The sequence below is a fragment of the Caulobacter sp. GW821-FHT09B08 genome, assembly GCF_059418225.1.
The window spans coordinates 412,390-431,743 of sequence record NZ_JBWKPL010000003.1; the positions used below are offsets into that span (position 1 = coordinate 412,390).

Here is a 19,354-nt window from a genome sequence, read left to right on the forward strand (position 1 = left end):
GTCATCGCGCCGCCTATCACCTCAGAAGCGGCAGGCCTCGGGACCGGCGTCGGACGCCTTGGCCCAGACGATCCCTTCCACGCCCGCGCCACGCGGCAGGAAGGTGACGGTGCGCTCGGCGCCGTCGCGCTGGAGCTTCAGAGTCAGGGCGCGCGTCTCGTCCTTGCGCGCCTCCAGCATGCCGCTCTCCGACAGGATGCGGTCGCCATCGCGCACCCCGGCCTTGTCGGCTTCCGAGCCGGCGATCAGGCCACGCACGATGCGCTCGTCGTTCAGCGAGGCCCGGTCGAAGCCCAGCTCGAAGGTCCGCATGGTCTTGGGCGTGGTCACCAGGCAGCCGGCGAAGCGGTTGGCGGGATGCAGGATCTCGCCGCTGGCCATCGCCTGATAGCCGGCCTTGGCCTTGTCGGCGCCGATCTCCTTGCCGATCAGCTCCAGCCAGGTGTCGATGGTGTAGGGCTGGTCGGCCTTCTGGCGGCGGTAGATCTCCTTGACCACGTCGTCGAGGCTGCGCTTGCCGCCCGAGGCCGCGCGGATCGCCGCGTCGGTGTCGACCAGATAGAGGAAGCCCCGCCCATAGGGCACGGTCTGGGCGGTGGGATCGCTCCAGAAGATCTTGGCCGCCGCCGGATTGCTCAGGCGGATATAGGGGTTGGTGTAGTAGGCGGCGGTCTTGTCGTTCAGCGACTCCACGAAGGCGTCCAGCGGCAGCACGCCCGAGCGGTAGGACAGCATCATCGAATAGAACTCGGCCGTGCCCTCGCTGTACCAGGCCGTGTCGCCGTGCTCGCCCTGCATGGACGGCCAGTTATGCGCCATCTCGTGCGAGACCAGGCTCTGCAGCGCCTCGGGCGTAGGCTTGTCGCTGGCGCGGTAGCCGAACATGAAGGAGCTGGGCAGGGCCGTGCCGCCTGTGCCCGGATAGGGGTTCTGGCGAATGAAGACGCGGTAGGTGGCGTCGCCCGTGCCGAAGAACTCGGCCATGGCGGCGTGCAGCGTCTTGATCCGCGCGCCGAAGGCGTCGGCGGGGAACGGCGGGTCGCTGAGCCAATAGAGCCCGAAGCCGTCGGCCGCGCCCGGCAAGGTCTTGAGCGGACCGGCGGCGTAGAACGAGAACGACAGCCGCTCGGGCGGCCCCACCGTGTCGACATGGCCCTCGCCCAGGGACGAGACGCCCCGCGAGCCCTTCGGGGCCTGGGACAGGTCCCAGTCCAGGGCGATGCGATAGGGCTTCTCGCCGGGCGGCACGGCCAGGAAGGTTACGCCCGCTCCGGCGAAACCGCCGCTCTCTTCGCGCAGGTCGAACAGCGGGCCGTTGTTGGTGGCGGCGGTGATCTGGCGGGGCGCGGCGCGGTACTCCACCACCACGTCGCCGACCGTAGCGCGGGAGACCTTCCAGCGGCGATAGACGCCCTGCGGGGTCGGCGGCTCCTCGTCGGCCGTCAGGGCCAGGGGTCCGGACGCGTCACGCGCAGTCAGCCCCTCGCCCAGCATCTTGGAGCCGGGAATCCCGACCAGCCGCACCGGCAGCCGCACCAGCACGTCGCCGGCCGCCAGGGCGGGCGCCTGGATCGTCTCGCGCACCCCCATGTGGCTTTCCGCCCCGCCCTCGGCATGGGGCGTCAGCTGGATGGCCAGCTTGGGCAGGCCAGGCTCGGCCGCCTGGGCCGCGCCCGCGCAGAGCGCCAGGGCGGCGGCGCAGGTCATCATCGAAAAGCGGTTCAGCATCATCGCCCCCAAGGCTCACATCGTTGCGGCAGACTATGCCGAACTCTGGACAAGACTTTGAATTACTTTGTTTTTAGGTTCGAACCAGAACGCCCGAACCTGCATGATCCAGCCTTCGGCGCGCCGCGCGACGCAAGAGCCATCCAAGTCCCCGCCGTCATGCCGAAACTTTGCATAGTTCTTGCGCCCTCCGGTCAGTCCCAGAGCGCCTTCACCAGCGCGTCGATGTCGTCGACGTCGTTGAACAGGGTGGGCGCCACGCGCACGCGGTCCTCGTAGACCGAGGCGAAGACGCCGGCCGCCTCCAGCCGCGCGCCGGCCTCGGCAAGCCGCGGCGGGGCGAAGGCCAGGATCGGAGTCGCCGGATCGTCGGGGGTCAGGATGCGGGCGCCCAGGCCCGCCAGCCGCTCGCGCAGCGGGACCAGCAGGCCGGCGCGGTGACGCGCCAGGGCCTCGACCCCGACCGACAGGATGTAGTCCAGGGAATGGTGCAGCTGGGCCACCGCGCCGTCGGCCATGGTGCCCATGCCGAAGGCCCCGGTCGCGTCGGGCCGCGCGCGCCACAGCACCGGCGGATCGGCCTCGGGCTGGGCGATCATCTCGCTGACCTGGCGGTAGCCGAACGCCGTGGGGTCCAGCCGGTCCAGCCGGTCGGCGCGGGCGTAGAGGAAGCCCACCCCGAAGTCGCCCATCAGCCACTTGTAGGTGGCGCAGGCGCAGAAATCGACGCCGGACGCCTTGACGTCGAACGGGGTCGCCCCGGCCGCCTGGATGATGTCGGCATAGACCAGCGCGCCGTGGCGGTGGGCCAGGTCGCAGACCGCGTCCAGGTCGTGGCGGAAGCCGTTGTAGTTGGAGACCAGGGATACGGCGACCAGGTCGGTGGGCGTCTTCAGGGCCGCTTCCAGGTCGGCCAGCTCGATGCGGCCGTCGCGGGCGGGCAGCACCTCGACGTCCAGACCGTTCTCGGCCAGGCGCTCGTAGAGGTACAGCGAGCCGGTGAAATGCAGGGCGTCGGTGACCACCCTGCCCTTGCCGCCGCTGAGGCCCAGAGCCGCCAGCACCGCGTTCTCGCCGGCCATGGTGCTGGGCACGAAGGCGATCTCGCCGGGCGCCGCGCCGATCAGGGTGGCGAACATCCGCTGCACCGACTCGCGCACCGTGGCGTCGTCGTGGGGCGAGTTGGCCGCCCCGCCCATGCGGTACTCGGCGTAGCGGTCGAGAGCCCGGCGCGCGCCCAGGCTCATGGGGTGCATATAGGCCGAGTCCAGGTGGATCCGCGCCATGGGGCCGAAGTCGGCGCGTCGGGCCGCGCCCAGCGGCCTTTCCGAGAGAGGGGCCAAGACCAGCGTCATGCCGCAGCCTCGCGGCGGCCGCGCGTGGCGACGTAGTAGACCATGCCCACCGCCAGCCAGCCGGCCAGCAGCACATAGGGCCGCCAGTCCGAACCCAGCCCCAGGGCCGCGACGATCACCGCCACGACGATCCCGATCACCGCCAGGATCTGGGCGCCGCCACGGCTGAATGGCAGGCGCGCCTGGGCGTGCAGCTCGGGATGGTGGCGGGCCATGTTGAACGCCGCCAGGCACGAGCCGGCGTACTTCATCATGGTCGGGATGTTCACCGCCAGCAGCAGGAACAGCAGGCTGGACGGCAGGACCACGCAGGCCGCCGTCAGCAGGAAGGCGACGATGGTGGCGCGATGCGGCGTGCCGAACTTGGGGTGCAGGGCGCCCAGGCCGGAGGGCAGCACGCCCGAGCGGCCCATGGCGTAGAGGAAGCGGGTGAAGACCAGGAAGATGGCGTTCATCGACTTGGTCAGGGCCAGCAGGGCCGCCCCGACGATCAGCGGCTTGGCCCACGGCCCCAGCGACACCTCGGCCGCCGCCAGCAGCGGCGCCTTGCTGGACGCCAGGCCTGCGGGACCGACCAGGCTGAGCGCGGTGAAGGCGATGGCGCCGTAGACGACGACGGTCAGCACCAGGGCCAGGGCCAGGCCCAACGGCACAGTGGTCTTGGGATTGCGCACTTCCTCGCCGACCTCGGTGGCGGTCTCGATGCCCAGGAACAGCTGGATCATCAGCGGCAGGGCCGCCAGGATCGGCGCCCAGCCGCCGGCGGCGGCCTCGGCGAACAGGTGCGCCTGCAGGCGCGACGCGCCGGCCGCCACGAACACGGCGAACACCGCCAGCAGCAGCGCCATCAGCACCGTCTGAGCCCGGGCGGCGACCTTCACCCCCACGTAGTTCAGGCAGAAGATCGCGAAGAACAGGGCCAGCATGGTCGGCGCGGCCGGCAGGTCGACCACCATCGACAGATAGCCGACCAGCACCCGGCCCAACACGATCATCACCACCGCGTTGCTGAGGATGCGCATCCACACCACGGCGAAGGCGATCCACGGCTTGGTCAGGATGCGCTGCCACTCGTAGGAGGCGGCGGTCTTGGGCAGGGCCGAGGCCATGTAGGCGTAGACCAGGGCGAAGACGACCATCGGGATCGCCGCCAGTCCGGCCGCGATCAGGATCCCCGCCCCGCCGACCTGGCTGGCCGGCCCCAGCACCGAGAAGATCGCCGCGCCGATCGCGGTGCCGGCGCCCAGCATCACCAGGTCGATCAGGCCGACCCCATGCTTCAAGGCCGGCGACGAGGGGGTAACAGGGCCGGTCATCGTGAGGGACGCACTCCAGAATCTCGCGCCCGCCCGGCAGCCGTCTTGCACGGGGCGCGCGAGCGCCGCGACCCGCACGGTCGTCGACACCCCCTCCCCCGAACAGCCGGCCGCGCGGACGCGACGTCTTGCAGGATGAGCATAGGACCAGGGTCTCGCATCAACTATTCGAACTTGCCCGGGTCGGCGCGAAGGCTGGTCGAATTAGTCTCGTCCGGCCGATAAGGTGGATAGTTCCTGCGCGATACCGCCGGACCTTGGCTTGGCCTTCAGGAACCCGGCGCAGTGGCGGGACGGGCGGCCACGACCTCGATCTCGACCAGGGCCTCCGGGAAGACCAGCGCGCCAACCACGGTCGAGCGGGCCGGCCGCCAGTCGCCGAAGCGCGCGGCATAGACCCGGTTGAACTCGCTAAAGTCGTCGGCGCGCGTCAGCCAAACCGTGGTCTTGGCGACGTCGGCCAGGGTCAGGCCCGCCATGGTCAGGATCGACTCGACGCCGTCGAACACCACCTGGGTCTGCTCGGCCACGTCGCGCCCGACGATCTTGCCGTCCCGCAGGGCGATCTGGCCGGAGACGAACACCAGGTCCCCGACGCTGACGGCCTGGGACAGCGGCAGGATCGTGCCGGTGGGTCCGGTCAGCGGCGGTCCGACGATTTCCATGGGGCGACTCCGGGTGGGATAGAGCCGCCCTGTATGTCGCAAGCTCGCCGCATAAGCCTGGCGTTCTAGCCGCCGGTCACGCGATCAACGCATGGATTATGCGAGATCGGCGGCCTTCCGGCATCACCAACGCTTGCAAGTCGCGTCCGGCACGCCCTTGACCCGATCCCAGCCGAAGCCCTCGACGCTCTTGCCGTCCACCTCGTAGGTCCTGGCCACGCGGGTGAAGCAGGGGCCGTAGGCGCCGGCCACCGGCGTCCAGGGCTTGCCCGCCAGGACGCGGTCCTCGAACTCGACGGCGGCCTGGGGACCCAGCTCCTTGACCACCATGGCCTTCCAGGCGGCGTGGTCGAACTTCACGCCCTTTTCGCGGCTGACGAACATCGGGGCCAGCATGTCGTCCAGCTTGCGCTTGCCCTTGGACTTGGCGCGGATGCGGGCGTCCAGGTCGGCCAGATAGGTGGCGCTGCGCATGTAGGGCACGTGGCGGATGTTCTCGACCGAGAAGCCGGACTCGGCGATCTTCTCGGCCGACCAGTCGCGGGCTGGCGAGCCGTAATAGCCCTTGGCGGTGTCGTTGATCTCCTGGGTGAACTCGTCGACCGTCGTGAAGCCGCCGCGCAGGGGCAGGAGGCTGGTGTAGTAGGTCGTCAGCCCCTCGCTGAACCAGCTGCTGACGCCTTGCGGCGCCTCGATGCCGCCGGTCCACTGGTGGATCATCTCGTGGGCGAAGGTCTCGCGCGGCCCTTCGGCCTTGGGGTCGAACGGCGCGGCGCCGCGCGACAGCATGAACGCCCCCGGCAGGGCCGTGGCCCCGCCGACCGGCGCGGTGTCCAGGAAGCGCATGAAGATGCGGTAGTCCGGCGCGGGATCCAGATATTTGAACGACTTGGCCAGGTAGCCGTAGAGCCCGGCCGACCAGGCCATCTCCTTGGCCGGATCGAAGGGGCCGTTGCCCAGCCACACGCCGCTGAAGCCGTGACCCGAGCCCGAGGCCGGATAGCGCCCGACCGGACCGGCCATGTACCAGGTCTGCAGCAGCTTCTCGACGCCGCCCTTCAGCGCCACGTCGCCCTCGCCGAACGCCGTCTCGCCGGTCGAGCCGGCCGCCAGGTCGGAGACGTCCCACTTCAGGCTGAGGTCGGCGGCGTCCAGGTCTTCCGGCACCACCATGAACCCAGCCAGGGAGCCGCTGACCCCGCCCGCCACGGGGCGCATGCCGAACGGCGGACCGTTGCGGTCGCCGACGGGCTGGACCAGGGCGCGATAGGCGATCGTCACCGGATACTTGACCGCCCGCTGGGCCTTCCAGTGGCGGTAGTAGGGGAAGCCGCCGGGCTGGGGCGGATCGTCGGTCGCCGCCAGGGGAACCTCGCCGTCGGCGTCGGTCACCTTCAGGTCCTTGATCCGCTCGGCTACCTTCCAGGCGCCGGGATAGATGACGGGGGCGGTGATGGTCAGCGGACGCTCCGCCTCGGCGTCGAGCGTCGAGCGCACCTCGATGCCAGAGACCTCCGGCTGGCCGTTGCGCACCGGCTTGAGCACCGTCGTGAAGCTGGACGCCGCCAGGGCCTGCCCGCCGGCCGTGGCCAGCAGGGCGCTCAGAAGGATGGAGCGAAACGCGGTCTTGGACATGGACATCCCCGGACTGGAAGGCGACGCCCGCATTGTCCGCAAGGTCGCTTCGGCTTTCTATGCGAAGTTCCCGAACGCCCCGATGCGGCGCGCATAGGCCATGCGCTTGCCCGCCCGGCCCGGGCGATGTCTATGCGCGGCCTTCGGACGGTCCGGCGAGAATGCAAAGATAATCTTCCGTCCCGCCGATAGGCTCGATAGGTCGACGAGCTGGAGACCGCACCCATGACCACTCTGACCAAGCGCGCCCTGCTGACCGGCGCGGCGCTGGGCGCCGGCGCCCTGGCCGCCCTGCCCGCGCTCGCTCAGGAGGCCAGGACCGGCGGTCCCTTCGTGGCCAAGAAGCGCGGCGTGTTCAATGGCAAGAAGGTCGACTACGTCGCCACGGTCGGCGAGACCGTGCTGACCGACGCCCAGGGCGCGCCGACCCTGCGCCTGGTCTCCACCAGCTACGTGGCCGCCCCCGCCTCGCCCGCGCGGCCAGTGCTGTTCGTGTTCAACGGCGGCCCCAGCAGCTCTTCGGCCACCCTGCACACGGTGGCCCTGGGTCCGCGCCGCGTGGTCATCGCCCAGGACGTCAAGGCGCCCCAGCCGCCGCCCCAGCTGGTCGACAACGACGCCACCGTGCTGGACGTCGCCGACCTCGTCTTCATCGATCCGGCCGAGACCGGCTTCTCGCGCATCGCGCCGGCCGGCTCGCGCGAGCGCTTCTACAGCGCCGACGGCGACGCCCAGTCGATCGCCGACTTCGTGGTCGCCTGGAGCAAGGCCAACGGCCGCGAGGCTTCGCCCAAATACGTGCTGGGCGAAAGCTACGGCACGGTCCGCGCGTCGCTGATGGCCGGCAAGCTATCGGCGGTGATGCCCTTGGAAGGCGTCTTCCTGTTTGGCCAGGCCGCCAACATGATCGAAACCAGCCAGCGCGCGCGCAACATCGTCTCCTACGCCACCAACCTGCCGCAGCTGGCCTCCATCGCCGCCTATCACGGCCGCGCCGACACCGGCGGGCTGGCGCCCATGGCCTTCATCGACCAGACCTATGCCTGGGCCATGAGCGACTACCTGCTGGCCCTGGCCAAGGGTCAGGACCTGCCGGCCGACGAACGCCGCAAGATGGCCGACAAGCTCCAGGCCCTCACCGGCATCGGCGCCGACTACTACCTGGCCCACGACCTGGTCATCACCAAGACGACGTTCGGGCGCGAGCTCTTGAAGGATCAGGGCCTGATCCTGGGGACCTACGACGCCCGCTACACTGGCCCCGCCCCGGCCCCGGGCGCGCGTCCGGTCGATCCGGCCGGTCCGATCACCGCCGCCATCGAACCGATGATCGCCGAGCAGCTGAAGAGCCTGGGCGTGACCTGGCCGCTGGCCGACTACCGCGCCATCGCCCCCGGCAGCGACGCCTGGACCTGGAGCCCGACCGGCGGCATGGGCGGCCCCTTCTGGGACTACGACTATCCGGCCCAGATCCAGAAGGCCTTCAAGGCCAATCCGAAGTTCCGCCTGATGGTCGGCACCGGCATCTACGACCTGACCACCACGGTCGGTCCGGCCCGGTACCTGGCTTCCAGCAGCGGCTTCCCCCGCGAGCGGGTGTTCCTGCGCCAGTATGTGGGCGGCCACATGGCCTATTCGCACCTGCCCAGCCTGAAGGCCTTCACCGACGACATCCGTGCGTTCGTGACGGGCGGGACGCCGGCCTGAGGTCAGGGGGCGGCGGCCCCCACGTCATCGCGATAGACCTTGCCGCCCTTCATCACGAACTTCACCCGCTCCAGTTCGGTGATGTCGGCCAGCGGATCGCCCGACACCGCCACGATGTCGGCGAAGCGGCCGGCCTGGATCGAGCCCACACGGTCCGAGGCGCCCAGCAGGTCGGCGGCGTTGCGGGTGGCGCTGAAGATGGCGTCGGAGGGCGTCACGCCCGCGTCGACCATCACCTTGAACTCGCGGGCGTTGGCGTCGAACGGGATCAGGCCGGTGACGTCGGTGCCGAAGGCGATCTTCACCCCGGCGGCGTTGGCGGCGTGCAGCATCTTGAAGATGATCGGCACGATGGTCTGGGCCTTCTCGGCCGCGCCGGGATTGGCTTGGCTGGGCGCGGTGCGGGCCATGTCGGCCACCAGGCGGCCGATCAGCACGGTGGGCACCAGATAGGTCCCGTGGGCCTTCATCAGCTTGAAGGACTCGGCGTCGGCATAGCTGCCGTGCTCGATGGAATCGACGCCCAGGCGGACGGCGTTGTCGATGGCCGCCTTGCCGTGGGCGTGGGCGGCGACCTTCATGCCCAGGCTGTGCGCCGTGTCGATGGTCGTCTGGATCTCTTCCGGCGTCATCAGCATGTGCTTGGGATCGTCGCCGATGGAGCCGACCCCGCCGGAGGGCATGATCTTGATCAGGTCGGCCCCGCGCCGCTTGTGGTCGCGCACGGCCTTGATCGCCGAGTCCGCCCCGTCGATCACCTCGTTGCCCCAGTCGTCGTTGTGCCAGGACTCGTCGATGCCGTTGCGCGGATCGCTGTGGCCGCCGGTCGGGCCCAGGGGCTCCAGCGACACCCACATGCGCGGACCGACCACGTCGCCACGCTCGATGGCGCGCTTGAGGGCCGCGTCGGTCCCGCCGTCGGCGCCGACGTTGCGGATCGAAGTGAAGCCACCCAGCAGCAGCTTGCGCGCGCCCACCGTCGAATGCAGGGCGTCGTCCAGCAGCGAGCCGGTCAGCTGGGTCGTCAGCCCGCCGCGCCGATAGGTGACGTGGGTGTGGGTGTCGATCAGCCCCGGCAACACTATGGCCTTGGACAGGTCGATCACCCGCGCCCCGGCGGGCGCAACGAAGCCGTCCTGCACGCCGACGATGCGGTCGTCATGCACCAGGATCGAGACCTGGGCGCGCGGCGTGGCCGAGACCCCGTCCAGCAGGCGGCCGGCATGGATCACCAGGTCCTCGGCCCAGGCCATGGCGGGAGCCAGGGCGACGGCGGCGGCGACGGCGAGGGTGCGAAGCTTCATGGACGTTTCCGACGTGAAGGGTTCAGCCGCGCGCCTGGACGTGCAGCCAGGCGGTGACGGCCAGGTCTTGGGCGGCGTGGCCCAGCGACTTGTAGACGGTGATCTGGTCGGTGCCCTGGCGGCCCGGCGCGGCGCCGGCCAGCACCTCGCCGATCTCGGCGGCTATGGCCTCGTCGCCGACCAGGCCGGCGGCCTTGGCGCGCAGGAACTCGCCGCCGTGGACCAGCACGTGCTCGCGGTGGTCGACGATGAAGCGGCTGTCGCGCACCAGTTCGCCGTCGATCTCGGCGGCCATCGGACCGCTGGAGCCGACCACATTGACGTGGGTCCCGGGCGCGACCCAGGCGCCGTGCAGGATCGGATCGACGGCGGCGGAGACGGTGCAGACGATGGAGGCCTGCGCCACGGCGGCCTGAACGTCCGGCGCGGCCTCGACCTTCAGCTCGGTCCGCGCGGCCATGTCTTCGGCGAAGGCCTTCGTGCGCTCGGCGTCACGCCCCCAGACCGTCACGGACGCCAGGGGACGGACGAGCGCGATGGCCTCGATATGGGCGGCGGCCTGACGGCCGGTTCCCAGGATGGCCAGGCGGTCGGCGTCGGGACGAGCCAGGGCGTCGGTCGCCACGGCGCTGGCGGCGGCGGTGCGGATCGCCGTGACCTCGCCCGCGTCGGCCACACAGACCGGCGCGCCGCCGGCCCCGTCGAACAGCACCACCACGCCCTCGTGCGCCTTGCGCCCCTGGCCGTCGTTGAACACCGACACCAGCTTGGCGCCGAACACCTGCGTATCCAGCAAGGCGGCGGGCATGATCGCGAAGGTCTTGCCGGGATCCAGGGCGATGAAGCTGCGCAGCAGCTGGCGGACGCGGTCGCTGGACAGGGCGATCATCGCCTCGCGCACCGGCTCCAGCGCCGCCGAGACGGTCAGCATCCCCCGCACGGCCGCCGCGTCGAGCACCATCAAGGACGGGTCTGGCAGGGACGGGTCATGCGGCGCGTTCATTCGGGATCCTTGTGAGGTCGGCGCAGTCTAGCCAGGGTCGGGCGACTGATCCTTGCGATTTCGACGTTCGACGGAAAGCCGCGCGCATAGGCCATGCGGCCCGACTACCGCACTCCGCATGATCCTCGCGGCCGGAACGCTTCCCGCGCCTTGAAATCGCACGGCGGACAGGCGCCGAACGCCGTGGTCGGCCCAACCGCTGGGCGCCGTCGCGGGCAAACCCCGAAAAAGCACGCCGACAGCTAAGACTTGCACGTCGGAGCGTCACGACACATGCTTCATCCAAAAAAGAAGTCGGAGGAACATATGTCTTTCAAGCCTGACGCCATCGATCTGAAGATCCTTGAGGTCATGCAGCGCGACGCGTCGCTGTCGTCGTCGGAACTGGCCGAGCGCGTGGGCCTGTCGCAGTCGCCCTGCTGGCGGCGGATCCAGCGCCTGCGCGAGGAGGGCTACATCAAGGCCGTCGTCGCCATCGTCGACCAGGAGAAGCTGGGCTTCACCATGCAGATCTTCGCCCAGGTGAAGATGACCACCCTGAACGACGAGGACCGCGAGAAATTCCACCGCGCTATCCGCAACACCCCGGAAATCCTGGAGTGCTGGACCGTCTTCGGCGAGATGGACTGCATGCTGAAGATCGTGGCGCCCGACGTGAAGTGGTACCAGGACTTCATCTTCCACGTGCTGCTGAAGCTGCCCGGCGTGGTCGACGTGCGCTCGATCGTCACCCTGACCGAGACCAAGAGCACCACCGCCGTGCCGCTGAAGGCGCGCGGCTTCCGCTGATCGCGCATAGGCTATTCGCGCGCGCTCCGACCGGCGGACCAGAACGAACGGACTATTCCGGCCCGCGCGGCTAACCTCTGCGCCTTGAGACTTGCCGGCCGGTCCGGCCCAGGAGACGTCCGTTGAAGTTCACCCGACGCGCCCTTGTCGCCGCCGCGGCCCTGTCGCCCACGCTGAGCGCCCCCTTGGCCCGGGCCGGGGACGCCCCCACGGCGGCCACCGCACCCGCCACGCCCGACGCGCCGATCGCCCTGCCCGCCAAGTCGGCCTTCGCCAAGATGCCGGTGACCTATCTGGACTCCGGCTCGACCCACCCCATGCCGCTGGGGGCCAAGGCCGCCCTGGAGGAATATCTCCGCTACAAGACCCGCGACGGCTCCACGCCCGACTACAGCTACGGCGCCAAGGAGAAACTGGCGGTCCACACCTTCGCCGAGCTGGTCGGCGCCTCGCCCGACGAGCTGTGCGTGATCCAGTCCACCACCATGGGCGAGAACCTGGTGCTCAAGGCCCTGGACTTCCCGAGGGCTGGCGGCCGGATCGTCACCGACGCCCTGCACTTCTTCGGCTCGTTCTACACCTATGGCGAGTTGGGCAAGGCCGGGGTGGACGTGGTCACCCTGCGCATGACCAAGGACGGCCGCATCGACATGGGCGAGATGGCCGCGGCGGTGAACGACAAGACCCGGCTGGTCTCGATCAGCCTGGTCTCCACCGTCAACGGCTTCGAGCACGACCTTAAGGCCGTCTGCGACCTGGCCCACGCCCACGGGGCCTATGTCTATGCCGACATCGTCCACGCGGCGGGCGTCGTGCCCGTCGACCTGCGGGCCAGCGGCGTCGATTTCGCCGCCTCGTCCTCGTACAAGTGGCTGATGGGCGATTTCGGCCTGGGCTTCCTCTATGTGCGCAAGGAGATCCAGGCGAAGATCCCGCGTCCGTGGTGGGGCTACGAGCAGGTCGCCAGCTTCCAGTCGCACGTCTTCCCCTACGATCCGCCTGGGACGACCGTGGCCGACGCCGCCGGGGCCGACACGGCCACGGGGCGCTTCGGCATGGGCACCACCTGCTGGACCGGCATGGTGCAGCTGTCCTACTCGCTGCCCTGGATCAAGGCCGTGGGCGTGGAGCGCCTTCAGGCCCACCGCCAGCCCCTGGCCAAGGCGATCCAGGACGACCTGCGCCGTCGCGGCTACGAGCCGCTGACCCCGCTGGACAGCCGCACCCAACTGGTCGCCTTCGCCTTGAAGGACGCCCGCGCCAAGCTCTCCGAGCCGCTCAAGAAGGCCGGCGTGACGATCACCGTCTCGCAGAACCGGTTCCGCGTCTCCCTGGCCGCCTTCAACGACGCCAACGACGTGGATCGCCTGCTGGGGGCGCTGCCGAAAGCTCCGCCGGCTTAAGGGACCGGATCCTTCTCCCCTTGCGGGAGAAGGTGTCGGCGCAAGCCGACGGATGAGGGGTCGCACAGACGCAAAACGCCGCGACGGCTGAGAGGCTGTCGCGGCGTTTCTGTTCTTCAACCCCTCACCCGACCTCCTTCGGAGGCCACCCTCTCCCGCAAGGGGAGAGGGATCACGGCCGCCCCGCCGCCACGAAGGCCTTCAGGGCGGCGTTGAACTTGGCCAGGTTGTCGTCGCCCTCGTAGACGCCGTGCGGGCCGTCGAAATAGGCCGCCGTCAACCTGTCGGCGGGGATGCCGTCCTGGTCCAGGGTGTAGCGCGCGGCGTAGGCGGGCGTCGTCAGGTCGTAGAGGCCCGCGGCCCAGAACAGCCGCAGCTTGGGATCGGCCTTCATCGCATCGCCGACCGCGACGTTGACGTCGTGATTGCCCTCGTGGTCCCAGGCCGAGTTCACGATGAAGTTCAGCGCGTAATAGGGCTCGGTCGTCTTGAACTTCAGGTCGTCGACGATGTAGCGGCCCAGGGTCGGGTTGGGGATCGCGCCCAGGCTGGCCGGGTTGAACGCCTTGTTGTCGGCCGGCGCCGCGCCGGGCGCGCGCTTGGGCATCACGCCCAGGGCCGGATCGTCGATCGCCCCTTCCTGCCCCGGCTCCAACGGCGCGGTCACCCGCACGTCCAGCAGGCCCGTGCGCAGGGTCTGGTCCTTGAGCAGGTTGAACATGAAGTCGTTCTTGGACAGCCGCAGGTTCTTGGACTCGATCAGCTCGACCGGCAGGCCGGTCAGCTGCGACATCCGCTCGGCCACGCCATGGCGCTCGGCGGCCGGCAGGCTGGAGCCCTTGATCAGGGCGGTGACATAGTCGCCGCGCGCGAAGTCCAGCGCCTCGTCGAACGCCTGCTGCACGGTGCGGCCCTTGCGGTCGACGCGGTTGTGGTACCAGGCGCCGGCGGCCATGGTCGGCAGGGCCGCCACATAGGGCATCTCGCGCCCGTCGGCATCGCCGACCAGGGCGATCAGGGCCACGCCGTCGAAGTGCAGGTCGGGCGCTACCTTCAGGATCATCGCCGCCCGCGTGGTGCCGTAGCTCTCGCCGGCCATGTAGCGCGGCGAGGCCTCGCGCTTGTTGGCCTTCAACCACTGCTGGATCGCCGAGGCCACGGCCTTGGCGTCGCCGGTGCGGCCGTACCAGGCCTTGGTGTCGGCGCCCGGGAACGGACGGCTGAAACCGGTGCCCACCGGGTCGATGAACACCAGGTCGAAGGCGTCCAGCGGGCTGAATGGATTGGCGCGCAGGGGCGCGTCCTTGGGCGCGCCGGCCTCGGCCTTCCGCATCGGCCCCAGGGCGCCCAGGTGCAGCGGCGAGGACGAGGCGCCGGGACCGCCGTTATAGACGAACATCACAGGCCGCTTGGCCGCGTCCTTGACGTCGCGGGTATAGGCGATGGTGAAGATGGAAGCGCCCGGCTGGCCGTCGGCGCCGGCCACCGGATAGTCGGCGACGGTGGCGGTGTAGGCCACGGCCTGGCCGTTGAAGACGCCCTTGTGCTGGGTGACGGCGACCTGCGGAGCTGGCGCGGCGCCGGCGGTCTTGGCGGGCGGCGCGTCCGGCGCGGCGGCCCAAGCGGGGGCGGTCAGGGCCGTGGTGGCCAGCAGCAGGACGGCGGCGAGCGCGCGGGTGGTCGCGGTCTTCATGATCGAACTTGGTCTCCCCTCGCCGGCCCGGCCGACGCTCTGGAACTCTAGCCGCCGCCGCCCACAATATCTTTGCAATCGGCGCTCCGACCCAGCCCCCGCCACATAACTTATCCACGCCCGACTGACGTCACGCATAGGGGGCGCGATATTGGCGACCGAGAGCCTGGAGATCGCAAAGAAACTCCGGCCAGTCGCCTTAGGCTTGCAATGCCGCTGATCGAGCGGCGCGCTCGAGGCCCAGACCACACTTGGATTTCCCCGCCCCCTCCGCGCCGGAAGGCCGCCCAGGCCAGGCCGACCGGCTGTTCTCAGCCTCGACCTATTCGGACTGGGTGCGCGAGGGCATGCGCCTGCGGGCCGAGCATCCCGCCACGATCCCTCTTTTCGAAAGCACCATCGAGGAACCCCTGCCGGCCCTGATGGAGGTGATCCGCCACGCCTTCTCGCTGAGCGTCTCGCCCCGCTATGTCAGCGTGTTCGCCGGCGGCAACCGGTTCGCCATCGACGCCCTGGCCCGGCGGTACGGCGTGGGCGCCGACCGCATCCTGACCACCACTGGCGCGACCAGCGCCCTGGGCCTGGTGCTGAAGGGCCTGATCGAGGACGACAGGGACCATGTGCTGGTCGAAAGCCCGGGCTTCGACCTCCTGCTGCGCGTGGCCCACGAGAGCCGGGCCGACGTCGAGACCTTCGCCCGGCGCGCGCCCGACTTCGCCGTCGACCTGGACGACCTGGCGCGCCGGATCGGCCCTCGCACCCGCGCCATCGTGCTGACCAATCTGCACAATCCGTCCGGCGCCCTGATCCCGGACGCCGACCTCCTGAAGATCGCCGCCCTGGCCGCCGAAGTCGGGGCGCGGGTGATCGTCGACGAGGTCTATGCCGACTTCGCCCGCCCGAAGCTGGCGCGCTCGGCCGCCGTCCTGGCCGAAAACGTGATCGCGGTCTCCAGCCTGACCAAGGTGTTCGGCCTGTTCAGCCTGAAGTTCGGCTGGATCTGCGCCGCGCCGGGCGACATCGCCCGCATCCAGGCCCGCTCGCCGGAGGGCGACATCGGTGTCTCCAAGCTGGCCCACGCGGTGGCCGCCCAGGTGCTGGAGGAGTCCGAGGTCTTCGACCTGCACTGGAAGCGCCTGCTGGCCGAGACCCGTCCGGTCGCCGAACGGCATCTGCAGGCCATGGTCGCCGACGGCCTGCTGGAAGGCGAGATGCCGGCCTTCGGCAGCATGGCCTTCCCGAAGGTGGTCGGGATCGACGACACCCTGGCCCTGGCCAAGGCGCTGTGGATCCGGCACGACCTGCTGGTGGCGCCCGGCGAATATTTCGGCTGTCCGGGACATATCCGCCTGGGCTTCGGATCCGAGCCCGCCGTGCTCGACCAGGCGCTGGGACGGCTGCACCGCGCCCTGGCCGAAACGGCCCGCCAAGGCCCTCGCTGAAGCGGGAATAAAGTATGCGCCGGGCGCTTGCCGCGCTGTGTGTACGAATAAATCCACCGGCCGATCCGGACTAGAGTCCTCGAACCGACACAGGCGCTCGGCGCCGACCGTCGCGAAGGCTCGCAGGACCCGTCATGACCACCGCCAAAGCCCCGGCCGCCAAGCCCGCCGGCCGCATCGACAAGAGCCAGCAGCCGCGCATGCGCGAACTCTACCAGTCCGCCATCGCCTCGCAGGGCTGCATGCGGCGAATGCTGGAGGACCTGGGCCTGACGATGCGCGTGCTGACCCAGCGGCTGTCGATCCTGCGCAGCCTGGGCGTGGCCAAGACGGTGACCCTGCACGACCCCCTGGCGCGCGGCAGCAACCACTGGTGCGTCAACTGGGTGCGGATGGCGTCGATGACGCCCGACCACGTCGCGCGCTTCGAGACCGACCTGGTCGCCGACGAGGCCGTGTCCAGCGCCCAGCGCGTGGCCGGCGGTTTCGACTACCGCCTGTCGACCCACCACCGCGACTGGGCCGAGGCCGCGCGGTGGGCCCACGGGCTGCGCTGCCGGCCGGAGGTGGCCGAGGTCCAGCAGATCGCGGTGCGCCACCTCTTCGGCGACGACCTGCCGGGACTGGTGCTGCGCACGGCGCCCCGCCTGGCCGACTGACCCCGTTTTCTTCCCCCCGGCGATATCCTTCGCCCTCGCGTTGCCCACACGGCGCGGTTGGCCGGATAGTCCCTCGAGCGACCGCACAAGCGGCGACGGGAGGACATCATGGCGCGCATCTCCATCTCCGGCGTGGGCGTCGAATACGAACTCCTGGGCCAGCCCGGCGCGCCGGCCGTGGCCATCACCCCGGGCGGACGGTTCGCCAAGGACATGCCGGGGATCCGCGAACTGGGCGAGGCCCTGGCGGCCGGCGGGCGGCGGGTGCTGCTGTGGGACCGTCCCAACTGCGGCGCCTCCGACATCTCGTTCGACGCGGACGGCGAGTCCGAACTGCACGCGCGCACCCTGCTGGGACTGATCCGCGAGCTGGACCTGGGCCCCACCGCCCTGGCGGCGGGTTCGGCCGGATCGCGGGTGTCGCTGATCGCCGCCGCGCGCGGTCCGGACCTGATCTCGCACCTGGCCCTGTGGTGGATCAGCGGCGGGATCGTGGGGCTGATCAGCCTGGCCAACTACTACTGCGTGGACTACGCCCTGGCCGCCAGCGCCGGCGGCATGGAGGCCGTCGCCGCCCTGCCCGGCTGGGCCGAGCAGATCGCCCGCAACCCGAAGAACCGCGACATCCTGCTGGCCCAAGACCCGGCGGCCTTCATCCGCAAGATGGAGCAGTGGGCGTCCGTCTACCTGCCCGTCCCGGACTCGCCGGTGCCGGGCATGACCCCGGCCGACTTCGCCGCCCTGAAGATGCCCGTGCTGCTGTTCCAGAACGGCGCCAGCGACCTCAGCCACACCCGTTCCACCAGCCAGTGGGTCCACGAGCTGATCCCGCACTCGCAGCTGCGCGATCCGCCCTGGCCGGACCAGGAATGGAACCAGCGCTGCTTCAGCGTCCTGCCCGACGGCCGCCGGGGCCTGTTCGCCGGCTGGCCGGCCATGGCTCCGGCGATTCTGGACTTCACCGCCCGGGGCTAGCGGCGGTCCTCCAGGATCATCGCCGCGCCCTTCTCGGCGATCATCACGGTGGGGGCGTTGGTGTTGCCCGAGGTGATGGCCGGCATGATCGAGGCGTCCACCACCCGCAAACCCTTCAGGCCCCGCACCCGCAGGCGCTCGTCCAGCACCGCGCGGTGATCGTCGGCCGTGCCCATGGCCACGGTGCCGACCGGGTGGAAGATGGTGGTGGCCAGGGCCTTGGCGGCGGCCAGCAGGGCCTCGTCGGTGTAGGCTTCGGCGCCCGGCCGGAACTCGATCGGCGCGTAGCGGGCCAGGGCCTCCTGCCCCATGATCCGCCGCGCCCAGCGTAGCGAGGCCACCGCGATCCGGCGATCCTCCGGCGTCGACAGATAGCGCGGATCGATCCGGGGGGCGTCGGCCAGGCCCGGCCCTGACAGCGTGATGCTGCCCCGACTGGTGGGGCGCAGGTTGCAGACGCTGGCGGTGACCGCCCCGAACCGGTGCAGGCCGTCGCCCCACTTGTCCAGGCTCAGCGGCTGGAAATGGAACTGCAGGTTGGGCGTGGTGAAGCCGGGGTCTGAGCGGCAGAACATCCCCAGTTGCGACGGCGCCATGGTCAGGGGCCCCGACCGCCGCAGGGCGTAGTCGACGCCCATGCCCAGGCGCCGGACCAGGTTGGCGTAGTCGGTGTTGAGGGTGCGCACCCCGCTGACCTTGAAGACCGGCCGGATTTGCAGGTGGTCCTGCAGGTTGGCGCCGACGCCCGGCAGGTGATGCTTCACCACCACGCCCGCCCGTTGCAGGTCTTCGGCGTCGCCCAGGCCCGAGCGCTGCAGGATCAGCGGCGAGCCCACGGCCCCGGCCGCCAGGATCGCCTCGCCGGCCACCCGGGCGGTCAACATCTGGCCGCCGCGCCGCATCCGAACGCCCGTGACCCGCCGCCCGTCCAGCACCAGCCGCTCGACCTCGACCCCTGTCTCCAGCCGCAGGTTGCCGCGCTTGAGCACCGGCTTGAGGAAAGCCGTGGCCGTGCTCCACCGCCGGCCCGCCCGCTGGTTGACCTGAAAATAGGACGAGCCGGAATTGTCGCCGCCGTTGAAGTCGTCGACCGCCGCCACCCCGGCCTGCTCGCCCGCCTGGCGGATGGCGTCCAGCACGTCCCAACGCACCCGGGGATGCTCCACCCGATATTCACCGCCCGACCGGTGGTGGTCGCCCATGGGGGCGGCGTGGTCCTCGTGCTTGAGGAAGTACGGCAGGACGTCGGACCAACCCCAGCCGGTCAGCCCCTTCTGCCGCCAGCCGTCATAGTCCTGGGCCTGGCCGCGCATGTAGATCATGGCGTTGATCGACGAGGAGCCGCCGATCACCTTGCCGCGCGGATAGGCCAGGACACGGCCGTCCAGGCCCGGCTGGGCCGTCGTCTCCAGCAGCCAGTCGGCGCGCGGATGGCCGATGGCGAACAGGTAGCCGACCGGGATGTGGAACCAGATCCAATCGTCCTTGCCGCCGGCCTCCAGCAGCAGGACCTTGACCGACGGGTCGGCCGACAGGCGGTTGGCCAGCACGCAGCCGGCCGATCCCGCCCCGACCACCACATAGTCGAACTCGCCCAGGTCGATCTCGCCCAAGTCGCTCTTATCAACCACGCTTCCCGAATCCCCCACCGCCGCGCTTGGGTGCGCGATCAGCCCGCAA

At 70.2% G+C, this 19,354-nt stretch carries 15 protein-coding genes; 6 read left to right on the forward strand and 9 right to left on the reverse strand.

Annotated elements, in window-relative coordinates; genetic code table 11:
* Nucleotides 1-21: 21 nt before the first annotated feature.
* The 5 genes from AC07OA_RS12565 to AC07OA_RS12585 all read right to left on the reverse strand — a co-directional run bounded on the left by AC07OA_RS12565 (nt 22) and on the right by AC07OA_RS12585 (nt 6,699).
* Nucleotides 22-1,728, reverse strand: a complete 1,707-nt coding sequence (locus AC07OA_RS12565; RefSeq protein WP_494664144.1) for a M61 metallopeptidase family protein — start codon at nt 1,726-1,728, stop codon at nt 22-24.
* 194 nt (nt 1,729-1,922) lie between these two features.
* Nucleotides 1,923-3,083, reverse strand: coding sequence for an aminotransferase class V-fold PLP-dependent enzyme (locus tag AC07OA_RS12570; protein WP_494664145.1), 1,161 nt, complete (start codon nt 3,081-3,083; stop codon nt 1,923-1,925).
* Nucleotides 3,080-4,399, reverse strand: coding sequence for an APC family permease (locus tag AC07OA_RS12575; protein ID WP_494664146.1), 1,320 nt, complete (start codon nt 4,397-4,399; stop codon nt 3,080-3,082). Before AC07OA_RS12575 ends, AC07OA_RS12570 begins: the two co-directional genes overlap by 4 nt.
* A 269-nt stretch (nt 4,400-4,668) precedes the next feature.
* Entirely contained in the window at nt 4,669-5,064 is a 396-nt protein-coding gene (locus AC07OA_RS12580; protein ID WP_494664147.1) for a RidA family protein, read from the reverse strand.
* A gap of 123 nt (nt 5,065-5,187) precedes the next feature.
* Nucleotides 5,188-6,699: a M61 family metallopeptidase gene (locus tag AC07OA_RS12585; protein WP_494664148.1), complete on the reverse strand. Its 1,512-nt coding sequence runs from the start codon at nt 6,697-6,699 to the stop codon at nt 5,188-5,190.
* Nucleotides 6,700-6,924: 225 nt separating this feature from the next.
* Here AC07OA_RS12585 and AC07OA_RS12590 point away from each other — a divergent pair, with 225 nt between their 5' ends.
* Nucleotides 6,925-8,406 (forward strand): S10 family peptidase, encoded by a 1,482-nt coding sequence (locus AC07OA_RS12590; protein ID WP_494664149.1) that lies wholly within the window; start codon nt 6,925-6,927, stop codon nt 8,404-8,406.
* A 2-nt stretch (nt 8,407-8,408) separates the two neighbouring features.
* On the opposite strand, the gene AC07OA_RS12595 is transcribed toward AC07OA_RS12590, so the two are convergent.
* Together AC07OA_RS12595 and AC07OA_RS12600 are read right to left on the reverse strand one after the other, a co-directional pair.
* Nucleotides 8,409-9,710: a metal-dependent hydrolase family protein gene (locus tag AC07OA_RS12595; protein ID WP_494664150.1), complete on the reverse strand. Its 1,302-nt coding sequence runs from the start codon at nt 9,708-9,710 to the stop codon at nt 8,409-8,411.
* Between the two features lie 22 nt (nt 9,711-9,732).
* Nucleotides 9,733-10,713: an ornithine cyclodeaminase family protein gene (locus AC07OA_RS12600; protein WP_494664151.1), complete on the reverse strand. Its 981-nt coding sequence runs from the start codon at nt 10,711-10,713 to the stop codon at nt 9,733-9,735.
* Between the two features lie 306 nt (nt 10,714-11,019).
* On the opposite strand from AC07OA_RS12600, the gene AC07OA_RS12605 reads away from it, so the two are divergent.
* Both AC07OA_RS12605 and AC07OA_RS12610 read left to right on the forward strand, forming a co-directional pair.
* Entirely contained in the window at nt 11,020-11,502 is a 483-nt protein-coding gene (locus tag AC07OA_RS12605) for an Lrp/AsnC family transcriptional regulator (RefSeq protein WP_165186719.1), read from the forward strand.
* 122 nt (nt 11,503-11,624) lie between these two features.
* Entirely contained in the window at nt 11,625-12,905 is a 1,281-nt protein-coding gene (locus AC07OA_RS12610) for an aminotransferase class V-fold PLP-dependent enzyme (RefSeq protein WP_494664152.1), read from the forward strand.
* 172 nt (nt 12,906-13,077) lie between these two features.
* On the opposite strand, the gene AC07OA_RS12615 is transcribed toward AC07OA_RS12610, so the two are convergent.
* Nucleotides 13,078-14,598: a S10 family peptidase gene (locus AC07OA_RS12615; protein ID WP_494664153.1), complete on the reverse strand. Its 1,521-nt coding sequence runs from the start codon at nt 14,596-14,598 to the stop codon at nt 13,078-13,080.
* Nucleotides 14,599-14,849: 251 nt separating this feature from the next.
* On the opposite strand from AC07OA_RS12615, the gene AC07OA_RS12620 reads away from it, so the two are divergent.
* The 3 genes from AC07OA_RS12620 to AC07OA_RS12630 all read left to right on the forward strand — a co-directional run bounded on the left by AC07OA_RS12620 (nt 14,850) and on the right by AC07OA_RS12630 (nt 17,674).
* Nucleotides 14,850-16,040: a pyridoxal phosphate-dependent aminotransferase gene (locus AC07OA_RS12620; protein ID WP_494664154.1), complete on the forward strand. Its 1,191-nt coding sequence runs from the start codon at nt 14,850-14,852 to the stop codon at nt 16,038-16,040.
* Nucleotides 16,041-16,174: 134 nt separating this feature from the next.
* Complete coding sequence (locus AC07OA_RS12625) at nt 16,175-16,699, forward strand: hypothetical protein (RefSeq protein ID WP_494664155.1); 525 nt, start codon at nt 16,175-16,177, stop codon at nt 16,697-16,699.
* A gap of 108 nt (nt 16,700-16,807) precedes the next feature.
* Entirely contained in the window at nt 16,808-17,674 is an 867-nt protein-coding gene (locus AC07OA_RS12630; protein WP_494664156.1) for an alpha/beta fold hydrolase, read from the forward strand.
* Here AC07OA_RS12630 and AC07OA_RS12635 read toward each other — a convergent pair.
* On the reverse strand, nt 17,671-19,287 hold the full coding sequence (locus AC07OA_RS12635) for a GMC family oxidoreductase (RefSeq protein ID WP_494664307.1): 1,617 nt from the start codon (nt 19,285-19,287) through the stop codon (nt 17,671-17,673). The two genes, AC07OA_RS12630 and AC07OA_RS12635, sit on opposite strands and share 4 nt — an antisense overlap.
* Between the last annotated feature and the right edge of the window lie 67 nt (nt 19,288-19,354).